Annotated in this window: 15 protein-coding genes and 1 pseudogene; 7 read left to right on the top strand and 9 right to left on the bottom strand. The window is 69.0% G+C overall.

Annotation, left to right across the window (positions count from 1 at the left end; all coding sequences use genetic code 11):
- Positions 1–86 precede the first annotated feature (86 nt).
- Positions 87–1,505: an FAD-binding oxidoreductase gene (locus tag ABZ725_RS32615; RefSeq protein WP_358806081.1), complete on the bottom strand. Its 1,419-nt coding sequence runs from the start codon at positions 1,503–1,505 to the stop codon at positions 87–89.
- 246 nt (positions 1,506–1,751) lie between these two features.
- Positions 1,752–1,895: a hypothetical protein gene (locus ABZ725_RS32620; RefSeq protein ID WP_358806082.1), complete on the bottom strand. Its 144-nt coding sequence runs from the start codon at positions 1,893–1,895 to the stop codon at positions 1,752–1,754.
- 109 nt (positions 1,896–2,004) lie between these two features.
- Here ABZ725_RS32620 and ABZ725_RS32625 point away from each other — a divergent pair, with 109 nt between their 5' ends.
- Together ABZ725_RS32625 and ABZ725_RS32630 are read left to right on the top strand one after the other, a co-directional pair.
- Complete coding sequence (locus ABZ725_RS32625; RefSeq protein WP_358806083.1) at positions 2,005–3,153, top strand: acetyl-CoA C-acyltransferase; 1,149 nt, start codon at positions 2,005–2,007, stop codon at positions 3,151–3,153.
- A gap of 22 nt (positions 3,154–3,175) precedes the next feature.
- Positions 3,176–3,295: pseudogene (locus ABZ725_RS32630) on the top strand (winged helix-turn-helix transcriptional regulator); the annotation flags it as partial.
- A 78-nt stretch (positions 3,296–3,373) separates the two neighbouring features.
- Here the strand turns inward: ABZ725_RS32630 and ABZ725_RS32635 are convergent.
- Positions 3,374–3,973, bottom strand: a complete 600-nt coding sequence (locus ABZ725_RS32635) for a helix-turn-helix domain-containing protein (RefSeq protein WP_358806084.1) — start codon at positions 3,971–3,973, stop codon at positions 3,374–3,376.
- Between the two features lie 141 nt (positions 3,974–4,114).
- Positions 4,115–4,954, bottom strand: a complete 840-nt coding sequence (locus ABZ725_RS32640; RefSeq protein ID WP_358806085.1) for a helix-turn-helix transcriptional regulator — start codon at positions 4,952–4,954, stop codon at positions 4,115–4,117.
- Between the two features lie 176 nt (positions 4,955–5,130).
- On the opposite strand from ABZ725_RS32640, the gene ABZ725_RS32645 reads away from it, so the two are divergent.
- Both ABZ725_RS32645 and ABZ725_RS32650 read left to right on the top strand, forming a co-directional pair.
- Complete coding sequence (locus ABZ725_RS32645) at positions 5,131–5,832, top strand: alpha/beta hydrolase (protein WP_358806086.1); 702 nt, start codon at positions 5,131–5,133, stop codon at positions 5,830–5,832.
- Position 5,833: 1 nt separating this feature from the next.
- A complete protein-coding gene (locus ABZ725_RS32650) occupies positions 5,834–6,691 on the top strand; it encodes an alpha/beta hydrolase family protein (protein WP_358806087.1) in 858 nt (285 codons plus the stop codon).
- A 490-nt stretch (positions 6,692–7,181) separates the two neighbouring features.
- On the opposite strand, the gene ABZ725_RS32655 is transcribed toward ABZ725_RS32650, so the two are convergent.
- Both ABZ725_RS32655 and ABZ725_RS32660 read right to left on the bottom strand, forming a co-directional pair.
- The gene (locus tag ABZ725_RS32655; protein WP_358806088.1) at positions 7,182–7,559 is read right to left on the bottom strand and encodes a nuclear transport factor 2 family protein; all 378 of its coding nucleotides are present in this window, start codon (positions 7,557–7,559) and stop codon (positions 7,182–7,184) included.
- Positions 7,560–7,593: 34 nt separating this feature from the next.
- Positions 7,594–8,343, bottom strand: coding sequence for an SDR family NAD(P)-dependent oxidoreductase (locus tag ABZ725_RS32660; protein ID WP_358806089.1), 750 nt, complete (start codon positions 8,341–8,343; stop codon positions 7,594–7,596).
- A gap of 279 nt (positions 8,344–8,622) precedes the next feature.
- Here ABZ725_RS32660 and ABZ725_RS32665 point away from each other — a divergent pair, with 279 nt between their 5' ends.
- The 3 genes from ABZ725_RS32665 to ABZ725_RS32675 are packed head-to-tail and all read left to right on the top strand — an operon-like array spanning position 8,623 to position 10,759.
- Entirely contained in the window at positions 8,623–8,931 is a 309-nt protein-coding gene (locus ABZ725_RS32665; protein ID WP_358806090.1) for a 2Fe-2S iron-sulfur cluster-binding protein, read from the top strand.
- Between the two features lie 48 nt (positions 8,932–8,979).
- Positions 8,980–9,549, top strand: coding sequence for a VOC family protein (locus ABZ725_RS32670; RefSeq protein WP_358806091.1), 570 nt, complete (start codon positions 8,980–8,982; stop codon positions 9,547–9,549).
- A 13-nt stretch (positions 9,550–9,562) separates the two neighbouring features.
- On the top strand, positions 9,563–10,759 hold the full coding sequence (locus ABZ725_RS32675; RefSeq protein ID WP_358806092.1) for an FAD-dependent oxidoreductase: 1,197 nt from the start codon (positions 9,563–9,565) through the stop codon (positions 10,757–10,759).
- An 18-nt stretch (positions 10,760–10,777) separates the two neighbouring features.
- Here the strand turns inward: ABZ725_RS32675 and ABZ725_RS32680 are convergent, their stop codons facing one another.
- From ABZ725_RS32680 to ABZ725_RS32690, 3 genes are all read right to left on the bottom strand, one after another.
- A complete protein-coding gene (locus ABZ725_RS32680) occupies positions 10,778–10,990 on the bottom strand; it encodes a hypothetical protein (protein WP_358806093.1) in 213 nt (70 codons plus the stop codon).
- A 280-nt stretch (positions 10,991–11,270) separates the two neighbouring features.
- Positions 11,271–11,786, bottom strand: coding sequence for a chromate resistance protein ChrB domain-containing protein (locus tag ABZ725_RS32685; protein WP_358806094.1), 516 nt, complete (start codon positions 11,784–11,786; stop codon positions 11,271–11,273).
- Positions 11,787–11,831: 45 nt separating this feature from the next.
- Positions 11,832–12,827: a fumarylacetoacetate hydrolase family protein gene (locus ABZ725_RS32690; protein ID WP_358806095.1), complete on the bottom strand. Its 996-nt coding sequence runs from the start codon at positions 12,825–12,827 to the stop codon at positions 11,832–11,834.
- Positions 12,828–13,077 lie beyond the last annotated feature (250 nt).

Genomic DNA, 13,077 nt, shown 5'->3' on the forward strand with positions numbered 1-13,077 from the left:
CGGTCGGGTCGGCGGGGCGGTCGTCTTTTGGGTCGGGGGGGTCCGGGGGGGGGCGGCCCCCCCGGGCCCCGCCCCGCCGCCATGGATCACCCGGCGTCGGCCGGGGTGATGTTCTTGTTGTGGCGGAGCAGGTTGCGCGGATCCCAGGCCGTCTTGACCTCGGTCAGACGGCGGAACTTCTCCGGGCTGCCGTGGACACCGCGGCGCCACTCCTCGCCCTGGTCGTCGGTGAGGTTGGTGTAGCCGTTCGCCAACGCGTGCGGACGGACCGCCTCGAGCGTGGCCTCGGCCCACTCGTCGTACCGCGCGTCGTGCTCCGGCGCCTGCCACATGGTGACGGCCTCCCACAGGAAGGCGGCGCCCTCGCGGGAGAAGGCGACGGAGTCCTCGTCGACGTCCTCGGAGAACGCGCCGCCCAGGCACCACACGTTGAACGTCGTGCTCGCGTCGGGGTGGCGCGGTGCCGCGGCGGCACGTTCCAGCAGGACGTCGATGACGTCGTCGGTGAGAGCAGGGAGGTATCCCCCGCGCAGGGTCATCCGAACGCCGTAGGGGGCGATGGCGTCGAGCATCGAGTTGGCCTGTACCCACGGGGTCCTGGCGACCAGATTGGCCACGGGGTGGCCGAGGGCGGCGAGGGGCTCGATCACCTTGTCCGCCGTTTCCGGGTCCCCGGTGTACACCGGGACGAGGACCAGCACCGGCCGGCCGTGCGCCTCCTTGGGCAGAGCCGGCAGCGGGGGCGCGTCGGTGATCGCGATCAGCAGCCCGAGCTCACGAGGGGCGTCCGCCATGTGACCGGGGATCTTGGCGAGGATCGAGGCGGCCTGGTCCCCGGGGAAGATGATCTGCCCGCTGACGACGTCCGGGCCCACCCGGTGGGCCTGGAACTCGAACGCGGTGACGACTCCGAAGTTGCCGCCGCCACCGCGCAGCGCCCAGAACAGCTCGGGGTTCTCCTTCTCGTCCGCGCGGACCTTGCGACCGTCGACGGTGACCATCTCGCAGGCCAGCAGATTGTCGACGGTCGCTCCGAAGCGGCGCATGAGGTGCCCGATGCCGCCTCCGAGAGTGAGTCCGGCGACGCCGGTGGTGCTGACCGTCCCGGCCGGCACCACGAGACCGTGCTGCTGTGTGGCGGCGTCCAGTTGCCCGAGCAGTACACCGGGCTGTGCCCGCACCACACGCGTCTGCGGGTCGACACTGATCTCCCGCATGCCGGACAGGTCGACGACCAGGGCGCCGCCGGGCATCGCCAGGCCGTCCGACATGTGGCCACCACCCCGTACGGCGACCGGGATGTCCCCCGCGGACGCGTACCGCAGGACGGTGACGACGTCCTCCTCGTCCACGCATCGCGCGATCAACGCGGGCCCGGAGTCGGCGGCACGGCCGTTGTACACGGCCCTGGCCTCGTCGTAGCCGTCGTCACCGGGGCGGAAGACGGCACCGCGGAAGTCGGCCGGGAAGTCGAGGTGCAGGTTCGAGGTAGGGGCCGTGCTCATGAATGCCTCCAGGCTGGATCACTTCAAGCTAAACGGAAACTCAATTTCCGTTTACGGGACGAGGCTAACGCAGCTCCGGATGATCTTCGACTCGGGTCCCGAACCCCCTGTGCCCCCGGGTCCGGAGAGTGCTCGCCGGCGTCCAATGTGTCGACCGCGTCAATTATCTAACCGTTGTGTCGATGGGCGTCAAGGCTGCGGGACGGCGAATTTAACGACGCGTTGACATGCCGTTCGAGCCCGCGTTCACGGCAGCAGTGCCGCGGCGCCGACGACCGCCGCGTCCAGGACGGCGTCGTGCGGGGTCGACGCACTCCCGCGCACCGCGAAGCGGGCCGCACCCGGCGCGGTCACGAGCTCCTCGTCGGCCTCGCCCGCGAGGGCGGTCACCTGGATTTGACGTGATCGATAATTAAATGACGAGAGTGTTGATGGTGATGGCGTGACGGGGTTAGCGTCTGTTCAAACAGCGTTTGAACCAGGTGAAGGGTGGCACGCCATGCCCCGTGACGCAGTGGTCGTGGAAGCGGTGCGGACGCCGATCGGTAAGCGCAAAGGCGCGTACGCGGACGTCCATCCGGTGGACCTGTCGGCGCATGTGCTCGACGCGCTGACCCACCGGTCCGGCCTCGACCCGGCGCTGGTGGACGACGTCGTGTGGGGCGTCGTCGAACAGGTCGGTGAGCAGGCGTTCAACCTGGGCCGGAGCGCCGTACTGGCGGCCGACTGGCCGGAGTCGGTCCCGGCCGTCACGGTGGACCGGCAGTGCGGATCGTCGCAGCAGGCGGTGCACTTCGCCGCCGCGGGAGTGATCTCGGGGCAGTACGACATCGCCGTGGCCGGCGGTGTCGAGTCGATGACGCGGGTGCCGATGGGGACCGCCTCCGGCGGGGACCTCGAGAGGCCGATGGGCCCGATGGCCGCTGCCCGGTATGCCGGGCAACGGATCCACCAGGGGCTCGGCGCCGAGCTGATCGCCGAGAAGTGGGGGCTGTCGCGGCAGCAACTGGACGAGTACGCGGCCCTCTCCCACGCGAGGGCGGCGGCGGCCATCGACTCCGGAGCCCTGGACAAGCAGTACACCTTCGTACCGGGGACCGGGCTGACCGCCGACGAGGGCGTGCGGCGCGGGACGAGCGTGGAAAGCCTGTCGAAGCTGAAGCCGGTCTTCAAGGAGGACGGCGTCGTCCACGCGGGGAACGCGTCGCAGATGTCCGATGGCTCCGGCGCCCTGCTGATCATGACGTCCGAGCGGGCCCGGGAACTGGGGTTCAAGCCTCTGGTACGGCTGCACACGTTCGCGCTTGCCGGGGACGACCCGGTGATGGTCCTGACCGCGCCCATCCCGGCGACCGCCAAGGCCCTTGCGCGGTCCGGGCTGTCGATCGGCGACATCGGGGCGTTCGAATGCAATGAGGCGTTCGCCCCGGTCGTCCTGGCGTGGCTGGCCGAGACCGGCGCCGATCCGGCACTGGTGAACCCGCTCGGCGGAGCGATAGCCGTCGGCCACCCCCTCGGCGGCTCGGGCGCGATCCTGATGACCCGCCTGATCCACCACATGGTGGACAACAAGATCCGCTACGGACTGCAGACCATGTGCGAGGGCGGCGGGCTGGCCAACGCCACCATCCTGGAGCTGATCGTATGAACAAGGTCATGCCCCGGCGGGAGAGTGGTACCGCTTGACGGAAGCGGGCCGGGCGCTTGAACCGGCTCTCACGGAACTGGCCGCCTGGGCGGAGAGGCACCTCCCGGAAGCGGACCGCGGCGCAGCCCCGACCGCCTGCTGAGCAGCCGCCGCACGTGCGGGATCGCTCTGCGGCTCGCGGGTCGGCGGACGGGTTCTCGACGATGCGGACCTTCCCGATTCACACTCCGTCGGCCCGGACCACCCGCCGTACGAGATCCACCCATGTGGCCTGGAGGCGTTCGACGGGGAACCCGCACCCGGCGTGCAGGTAGTCCGTCGTCTCGAAGTTCGCGAAGGCGAGCAGGGCGTGGGCGAGCATGTCGTGGTCCCCGTCGACTCCGCTCTCTCGCAGGAGAGTTGCGACGTGCCGGTGGAACGCGCGGCCGGTGTCGGAGGCGTGGCGACGCTCGTGCAGCACCTGGCGTCCCAGCGCGGCGCCCAGGTCCGCGTCGGCGGCGATGCGCTCGATCAGCGCACAGCCGAACGCCTCCAGCCGGTCCCGCGCAGGTGCTCCCGGGCCCAGCGGCGGGGGACCCTCGATGCAGGCCGCCCGGAACTCGGCCTCGGCCTCACCGAGGAGGGCGAGCAGGAGCCCGTCGCGGTCGCCGAACCGGCGGAAGAGCGTGCCCTTCCCCACCCCGGCTGCCTCCGCGACCTCGTGCATCGTCACGTGCGCGGCGCCACGCTCGGCCACCAGCCCGGCCGCCGCCTCCAGCAGCCGGGCACGGTTGCGGGCGGCGTCGGCCCGCTCGGCGGCCGTGTCGTCCGGTGCGTCCATCAGGGTGTTCCCGTCATTTCGTTGCCGGTGCGCAGGCCAAGGCGGAAGGCGTTCGTCCGGCGCTCGACGGCGTCCGGCCCGGAGCGGCACAGGTGAGCGTGGCCGGTCGTCGAGGCCGACGACACGGGTCGAGCCAGGACGTCACGAAGTGAGCTGCTGGTGCCCTATGACGGAGAGGAGTTCCAGCTTGCTGTGGCTTTCCGTGCCGGGGCGGGTGGTCAGCACCACGAGGGTCTGGGCGCGGTTGTCGGTGAAGAGGACCTGGCCGTCGACGTCGATACGGCCGAGCTGGGGATGGACGATGGTCTTGCTCTCGTCGTAGCGCTGGGCGACTTCCTGGAGTTCCCACGCGCGGACGAACTCGGGGCTGTGTTCCTGGAGTTCGGCGAGGATGCGGGCGGCTCTGGGGGTGTCGCTGCCGGCGGTCAGCGCGACGCGCAGGCGAGCTGCCTGGGTGCGGCTGTGGTGCTCATGGTCCTCCTCGGGGTAGACCAGGCGCTCGGCGGGGTCCATGAACCAGCGGTAGTAGGCACTGCGGGCCAGGCCGGTGTGGCGGGTCTGGTCGCCGAGCAGGGCGATGGCCAGCGGGTTCATCGCGAGGGTGTCGGCCATGTCGGTCAGTACCAAGGCGGGGGAGTCGTCCAGGCGGTCCAGGACCCGCATCAGCGTCGGGCTGACGTGCTCGGAGCGCTGGAGGCGGGCCGGGGCGTTGTGGCCGATGAGGACGAAGAGATGGTCGCGTTCGTCCTGGGTCAGGCGCAGCGCCCGGGCGAGGGCGGTGGTGATCTGGACGGAGGGCTGCGGGGCACGCTGCTGTTCCAGGCGGGCGTAGTAGTCGGTGGACATGCCGGCCAGCTGCGCGACCTCCTCGCGGCGCAGCCCCTGGGTGCGCCTGCGCGGCCCCTCGACCATTCCGACATCGCGGGGGCGCAGCGTCTCACGCCGATGGCGCAGAAATTCCGCCAGTTCCTTCTTGTCCATGCTTCCATCCTTGCCGCATCCCGCCCGGCTATCCAGAGACCGCCAATCCCTGGATGAGTGGTCCTCTCCCGCCCGCGCGGAGGCCCTCATACGGTCGGCACCGAGGGCGCTCACAGCGAGACGAGCCACATCACGCCGCTGTCGACCAGCCTCCCTCCGAGCGAACGGAAGAACAGATGACCGTTTTCAGCGATCACCGCATCGAGCTTTCGCAATTGGATTTCCACTATCGCGAGGCGGGCGATCCGGATGCGCCACCGGTCATTCTGCTGCATGGTCTCATGTACGACGCGCGGGACTGGGACGAGATCGCGAGTTTCCTTGCCGAGCGCTACCACGTCCTGGCCCTCACGCAACGCGGCCATGGCGAAAGCGTGTGGCCCGGAACGTATTCCTTCGAGCTGGGGTGCGGCGATCTCGAAGCGTTCACCGACGCGCTTTCTGTGGACCGCTTCACGTTGATCGGCCATTCGATGGGAGCACGGGTCGGGTGCATCTTCGCGGAGAAATGGCCCGAGCGGATCGAGCGGATGGTCTGGGAGGACACCGCTCCCATCGACGTGGACTTCCCGGAAGGTTCCGATGAAGTTCCTGGTGGGGTTCCCATCGATTTCTCCGCGGCCACCTCACTGGTGCACCAGATCCACAACCCTGATCCGTCCTGGTGGAACGACCTCCCCAGGATCACCGCCCCGACGCTCATCATCGGCGGAGGGTCCACCAGCTACACCCCCCAGGAGGGGCTGGCCGAGGCCGCTCGACTCCTCCCCGCGGGCCGCCTGGAGACGATCGAGGGCGCCGGGCACATGGTTCACCGGACTTTCCCGCAGGAATACAAAGAGCTTCTGCAAAAGTTTCTTCCGGAGAACGGCTACTAGAATGACTGCGCACCGCATCACTCTCGACCTGGGGGACATCCGGATCACCGGCATAGAGGAACCGGGCCGTCCCGGAATGCCGCTGCTGGTCTGCCTTCCCGGAGGTGGTTACAACGCGTCGTACTTCGACGTGGCCGGCTATTCGCTGGTGGACGCCGCGCGGCGCGAGGGATTTCCGGTGGTGTCCCTCGATCGTCCGGGCTACGGCGGCAGCACCGCGCTGAAGGGGGAGGTCTCGTTCCGCCGGAATGCCGAGGTGCTCCAGGAGGCCGTCGCCGAACTCTGGCACCGGAATCTCTCGAACGCCCCCGGGATCGTCCTCGTCGGACACTCGATAGGCGGTGCGATCGCGCTGCATCTGGCGGCCGGCGACCGCACCTGGCCGCTCCTCGGTGTCTCCGTCAGCGGAATCCACCACGAGTCGCAGCGGTCGAACGAGGCGTTGAAGTCCGAGTCGCCGACCAGCTCGCTCGAGTTCAGCCGTGAGCACCTCCTGCGGTTCATGTACGGACCTGAGGGCACGTACGACCCGGGTGTCCTCGACATCGCGAAGCACGCCGAATCGGCTGTTCCCATAGCGGAGTTGGTGGAGGTGGCGGGCCAGTGGTGCACGGACTTCGCAGACGTCGCCGCGAGGATCGAGGTGCCCGTCCACTACGGGCTGGCCGAGCATGAAGGGTTCTGGCACAGCAGCGACGAATCGGTCGCCGCCTTCAGGGACTCGTTCACCGCTGCGCCTTCGGTCACTGCTCGGCGCATCCTGGGCGGTGGCCACAACATCGATCACCACCACGTCGGCGCGACCTTCCACAAGGAACAGCTCGACTTCGCGAAGGGGCTGCTCTCCCCGGCTCGGTAGCGACTGCCGGGAACCGGCATCGCGCAGCCGTCGACGGCGTCTGACCACGGCCGGGCGCGGCTGCGCCGAGCCGGAACGCAGCGCGTTGTTCGCCCACGGCAGCAAGGGCCCGGGACCACAGAGTGAGTGGTCCCGGGCCTTGTGCGAGCGCCGCTTCCGTCTTCGCGGACGACGCCTGATCCCGATCCGCGCCTGCTCCCGATCCGGCTGTGGCCGATTACGCCCGGGCGGGCGGACGCCTTGCAGCGCCTCGGGGTGTGGCTCTGCGGCATGGGTCCGGGTGTCGTGCCCACCATGGACCCGCCCTGCGTGGCCGGCAGGGCGGGTGGGACGGGCGTCCGCCGCCACCGGGGCGGCTGGAATGAGGCCACCAGGACCCGCTCGGACGACGTCGCCGAGGATGGCCAGGCCATCGTCATACGCGCCGTTGGCCTGCGCGGACAAGCAGCCAGGGCTTTCGGATCGGAGCCGCAGCGGACGACCCCGATGGTCAGCTCACGCGTATGGCCCGCTTGGAGATGCGCCAGCCGTCGGCGGTGTGGCGCAGTTCGTCCGTGTACACGGCGCTGATGACGGTGCCGCCGTCCACGACGCCCAGGCCCTTGGACAGGACACGAGCCGCGTCGCCCGGGCCCTCCGACACCACGATGTTCGTCGTGTGATGAGCGCGTGCGTGCCCCTCGGCACCCAGGACGGCGGTGACCGCTTCCAGTCCCACGGCCGGTTCGAGGCCGAAGGCGCTGGCGTCCCATACCGCGTCCTCGGTGAGGACTTCGCCGAGGCGGTCCAGCCGGCGGTCGTCCATGATGTGGCCCCAGAGGGCCAGCACCCGTGCGATTTCGACGGCGTCCTCGTTCGTGGGTTTCACGTCGTCGCTTCCCCTCTGTGTGTCACGAGCAGGTTCAGACGCCGCTGAGCATGGCGAGGACCTGGTCGTAGGCGCCGTTGCGCTCGGCGTCGCGGACGAACTTGGCGCGCTCGACGACGAGTTCCTTGGCGTCGGGCTTGTCGCGCAGGATTGCGAGGGTCTCGTCGAGGAACTCGTCCAGCGGCATGGAGTTCGGGTCGTCCTGCTGGCCGAGCAGGGTCGTGCGTACGCCGGGCGGGGCCACCTCGATGACCTGGACGCCGGCGTCGGCGCCGTCGAGTTGGACGCGCAGGCTCTCGGAGAAGGAGTGCAGCGCGGCCTTGGTCGCGTTGTAGGTGGGGGTGATCGGCAGGGGGACGAACGCCAGCGCGGAGGTGACGTTCATGACGGCCGCGTCGCCCTTGCCGATCAGGAGGGGGAGGAACGCGTACGTCATCCGGATCGTGCCGAGCAGGTTGACCGTGACGTGGTCCTCGGCGATCGGGAGCTCGGCCGGGTCGAGGAGGTTCTCCCGCAGCATGATGCCGGCGTTGTTGACCAGGACGTTCAGCTCCGGGTAGCTCGCCGCCACGCTCTCACGGGTCCGGGCGATCGACTCGGGGTCGGCGACGTCGAGGACGAGCCCGTCGATGCCCGGGTGCTCGGCAGCGATCTCGTCGAGGAGTTCCTTGCGCCGGCCGGCGACGATCACCTTGTTGCCGGCCTCGTGCAGGCGTACGGCCAGGCCGAGGCCGATACCGGAAGTGCCGCCGGTGACCAGGATCGTGTTGCCAGTCAACTTCATGGGGGGTCTCTCTCCTTCGTTACGGCGGGCCGGTGAGCGCCCGCAGCCTCGACCGTAGGAGCACCTGCGCGGGGGCGGGAGAGGAAGGTTTATCCATGGATCAGCGGTCCCTGTCTGGTGGGGGCCGGCCATGCCTCGCGCGGGGCATGGCCGGCGAAGAGGCGTCCGAATGGAAATCGCGTCCCCCATCTTGACGGCCCTCAACGCCTACGTAAGATAGTTGACGGGCGTGACGGAAATCTGGATGTGGAGCACGCCCGACGCCCGAGGAGCCGCCAAATGATCATCATTCATGACCGCGATGACGTCCGTCACGAGCTCGAACCCCACGACAAGAAGGCCCTTCTGCTCCAGCTCCGGCCGATGAAGGTCGGAATCATCGGCCTGTGCAACGGCAACGCCGCCTGCGGGACGTGTCACGTCTACGTGGAGAAGGAGTGGCTGGACCGGTTGCCGGAGCCGGACGAGTACGAGGCGGAGATGCTCGAAGAGGTCGCCGAGCGCCGGGAGAACTCCCGGCTCTCCTGCCAGATCGAGTACGGCCCCGACCTCGACGGTCTCGAAATGACGGTCGCGCCCCGCAGCTGACCACTTGGCAGAACCGCCGTACACCGCGCACAAAGGAGTGAACGCGTCATGGCCGAAATCAAGCCGAAGATCACCAAGAGTCACCGCACGAAGAAGCCGCTGATCAAGATCGAGATGATCTCTCACGGCACCCTGTCGGTGGTCGACATCCAGAAGTCGCGCCGCTTCTACGAGGAGGTCCTCGGCTTCGAGGTGATCCAGCACGCCCCCGTGGGCCTGCTGATCCGGCTGGGATCAGAGCATGTCTACGTCGTCATCGAGGACGGGCAGAAGAGTCCCATGCGCCTTGTGGACCACAACGGCCTGGACCTGGAGAGCAACGAGGCCGTCAACGAGGCACACGCCACGTTGCTGAGCCTCAAGGAGGAGTACGGCCTGGGGCGCATCCACAAGCCGCAGGAGCAGCACGGCGCGTACTCGTTCTACTTCCAGGACATGGACGGCAACTGGTGGGAGATCCTCGCCGGCCGCGGCCACGGATACACCTTCGCCTACGACGACCCCAACCGTGACATGACCCAGCGGGACGACATCGACCCCGAGCGCATGGACCACTCCTTCGACGACGAGTTCGTGGGGGAGCTCGTCGCCAAGCGCGACCGGGCCGCGAAGGACTGAGGGCAGCGCGGACATGCTGAGCAACATCGTCGTGGTCGGCGGCAGCGTCGCGGGCGTGCAGGCGCTGGAGACGCTGCGCGCCGCCGGCTACGACGGCCGGCTGACCCTCGTCGGCGCCGACCCGGAACTCCCCTACAACCCGACGCCGTTGTCGAAGGAACTCCTCATCGGCGAGATGGATGAGGACGAGGTCCGTCTCATCACCGAGGGGGAACTCGCGGACCTGCGGGTGGACCTGCACCTCGGGACCCCCGCGCAGTCCCTCGACCTGACGTCGCGCACGCTGCGCGTGGGCACGTCGCGCATTCCGTACGACGGGCTGATCATCGCCACCGGATCCCAGGCCGTACGCCCGCGAGGCTGGTTCGACCTCGACGGAGTGCACACCCTGCGCACCCTCGACGACGCCCGGCGCATCAAGGAGGCCATGAGCTCGGGCAGTCCGTCCGTGGTGGTGGTCGGAGCCGGCTTCATCGGCTGCGAAATCGCCGCGGCCGCACGTCACTTCGGCCTGGACGTCACACTCGTCGAAGCCGCGCCCTCCGCACTCCAGCGGGCGGTGCGCCCGGACCTGGCAGAACCCGTCGTCCGTCTTCACCGTGCCAACGGAGTACGGGTGACCTGCGGGGTCGGGGTGGCCAGGCTCCTGGGGGCCGACCGGGTCGACAAGGTCGAGCTGACGGACGGCACCGTACTGGACGCGGATCTCGTGGTCGTCGGGATCGGCGCGGTGCCGGCGACCGGGTGGCTGGCCGACTCGGGGCTGGCCGTCGACGACGGTGTCATCACCGACGCGACACTGCGGACCTCCGCCCCGGGTGTCCACGCCGTCGGGGACGCGGCCCGGTGGCCGCGCCCGGGAACCTCCGAGACCATCCGGGTCGAGCACTGGACCAACGCCCGGGAACAGGCGAGACGGGCGGCGCTGAACCTGCTCGACCCAGGGGCCGCGGAACCGTACACCGGGGTGCCCTATGTGTGGTCCGACCAGTTCGGCCGGCGCATTCAGCTCGCCGGAAGGGCCCGCGCGGAGCATGTCCACTTCCTCGACGGAGGCCCGGAGGAGGAGAGCTATCTGGCTGTGCTCGGCGACGGTGACACGGTCGTGGGCGCGGTGGGATTCGGAGGCAATCCCCGGCAGTTCAACAGGGCCCGACGCCTGGTCGCGGGCGGCGCCTCCTGGTCGGAGGCAGTAGGCCGGGACACCTGATCAACAGCGCCTGCACGCTTACTTGCAGGAGAACACGCTGCTCTGGCCCTTGACCCGCAGCGTGTCGCTCACCGCGACCCGTCCGTTCTCCCCGCGTGCGTCCGCCAGGGCACCGGCGAGGTCGTGCTTGGCGAAGAAGGGATAGCCGGAGCCGGTGGCCCACGGAGTGATGGACGAGGCGCGGCACGCCGGCGGCCACGGCCGCCTGTACGGCGTTCCGGACCAGGGCATCCTCAAGGGGGTGCGCGACGGGGGGATCACATGCACGGCCTGAGCACCGGCGAACGGCTCGCGCAACTGTGCCGGGGCAGTGAGGTCGGCGCGGACCACGACCGCCCCCGTGTCACTCAGTCGTCGCTCACCCGCGTCGCTGTGGCTGAGCGCGACGACCTCGACGTCGCGCGACCGCAGGGCGGCGATCAGGCTCCGGCCGCTGCTCCGGCGGCGCCTGCGATCACGACGCCCATCAGGAGACCTTTCGCACGGTGGATTGTTCTGTTCGACGAGTTCGTCAATTTCTGTCCGGCCACGCCGATCGCAGTTCGGCGATCCGGTCCCAGAACGTGGCCGCGCCGGTCCGGGGATCGCGGTGCCGGCCCCAGAAGTAGGCGTAGAGCGCGTCGTAGATCTCCATCGAATGCTCCAGGTTCCGCTGGTCGGAGGGGTGCCGCAACATGATCCCCTCGGCGAGCGCGAGCAGGCCGAACCCGAGCGAGACGGACTCCGCCGACAGGTCTCCGAGCTCGCCCCCCAGCACCTGGTGGACGCCGGCGCGGACCCCGTCGGCGATGTCGAGCAGTACCGGGTCCGTCAGTTCGTAGCGGGCGAGGAGCTTGTCGAAGGTGGTGCCGTCCTCGTCGTGTATCCCGATCTCCGCACCCGGCATGGCGAAGGAGACGGCATCGGTGGGCCAGGGCCCGTCGGGGTCGATGAACACGAACTCGGCCTCGGGGTCGATGAAGCGGAGGATGAGCCAGGGTGAGGCCACCCGGTCGAGATGGACATCGGCTCTTGTGACCCAGCGCATGTGTCTCTTCTCAGGTTCTCGGGATTCGGTCAGCCCTTCAGTCCTTCAGCCCTTCAGCGCCACGCGGTTGCGCAGCGTTCCGGCCCCCTCGATCAGGACCTCGACGAGGTCCCCGTCCTTCAGGTACGGGCCGTCGAGGCCCTGTTCCATCGCGGTGCCGCCCGGGGTTCCGGAAAGGATCATGTCGCCGCCGGCGAGGGGCGCGTACTCCGAGATATGGGCCGCGGTGGCCCCGAAGGAGTACTGCATGCCCGAGGTCGAACCGTCCTGGCGTACCTCCCCGTTGACCTTGCACATGATCCCGAGGCCGTCCTCGGGGATCGGCTCGTCGACCACCATGAACGGACCGCAGCTGTTGCCGGTACGGAAGTTCTTGGTCAGTGACCACGTCAGCGGACCGTGGTCGGTCTTCGACAGACCGAGCGCCGCGTCCCTGATGCTGAAGTCGTTCCAGGCGGTGAAGCCCCAGACGTCGATCCGGTCACTGCCCGGCTCGTGGTCACCGCCCCCGAGTACGACCGCCACCTCGGCCTCGTAGTCGAGCTTCTGGGTGCCGGGCGGCGGGGTGACCGCCGCGTCCTGGCCTACGACGGTGCCGGGGATGACGTAGAACCCCCACGGCGGAACGCCACCCGCGGCCCCCTGCCGCACCGAGTCCGGGAGCTCCATGGCTCCGCCTCCGTCCATCCCGGAGACGTGCAGGGGGAAGTTGCCGCCGAGGGCGAAGATACGGACGCCCGGGTCGGGCAGGGGCGGATCCAACCGCACCGCCGTCAACGGCTGGACGGCCGAGGGCGTGTGCTGTCCGCTCCCCAGGACATCCACCAGAACGCGCAGGTGGTCTCCGACTTCCTGCCACCGCTCGATCAGCGGAAGCCAGCTTCCGCCGCCCTGGGGGAAGTACGGCTCCAGGGTCTCCACCAGTGTTCGCTCGTGCCGTCGGAGTTCATCCAGGCCGCGCGCGATGTCCACGACGACCTCGCCGCCCGCGGGGCCGGCCACCAGGCCGGTGCCCGCGCCATGGATGCGCACAAGCTTCATGACGTTCTCTTCCCTGTTGAGGAACAAGCCCGATGTGCTTCACCAGCTGCGTCAACAAGTCTGATGGTTATTGGACGAACATGTCAACAATCGGGGATCGGCTGCGCGGTCACACTTGACGAGGGTTGACGCTAACGTAAGATAGTTGACATATGTGATGGTCGAATCTCGCAACGGCAACGCCGCCTGCGGGACGTGCCACGTCTACGTGGAGAAGGGGTGGCTGGACGCGTACCGCAGTTGATCGCCC

It is taken from the genome of Streptomyces sp. NPDC006872 (assembly GCF_040635845.1).
Classification (GTDB): Bacteria; Actinomycetota; Actinomycetes; order Streptomycetales; family Streptomycetaceae; genus Streptomyces.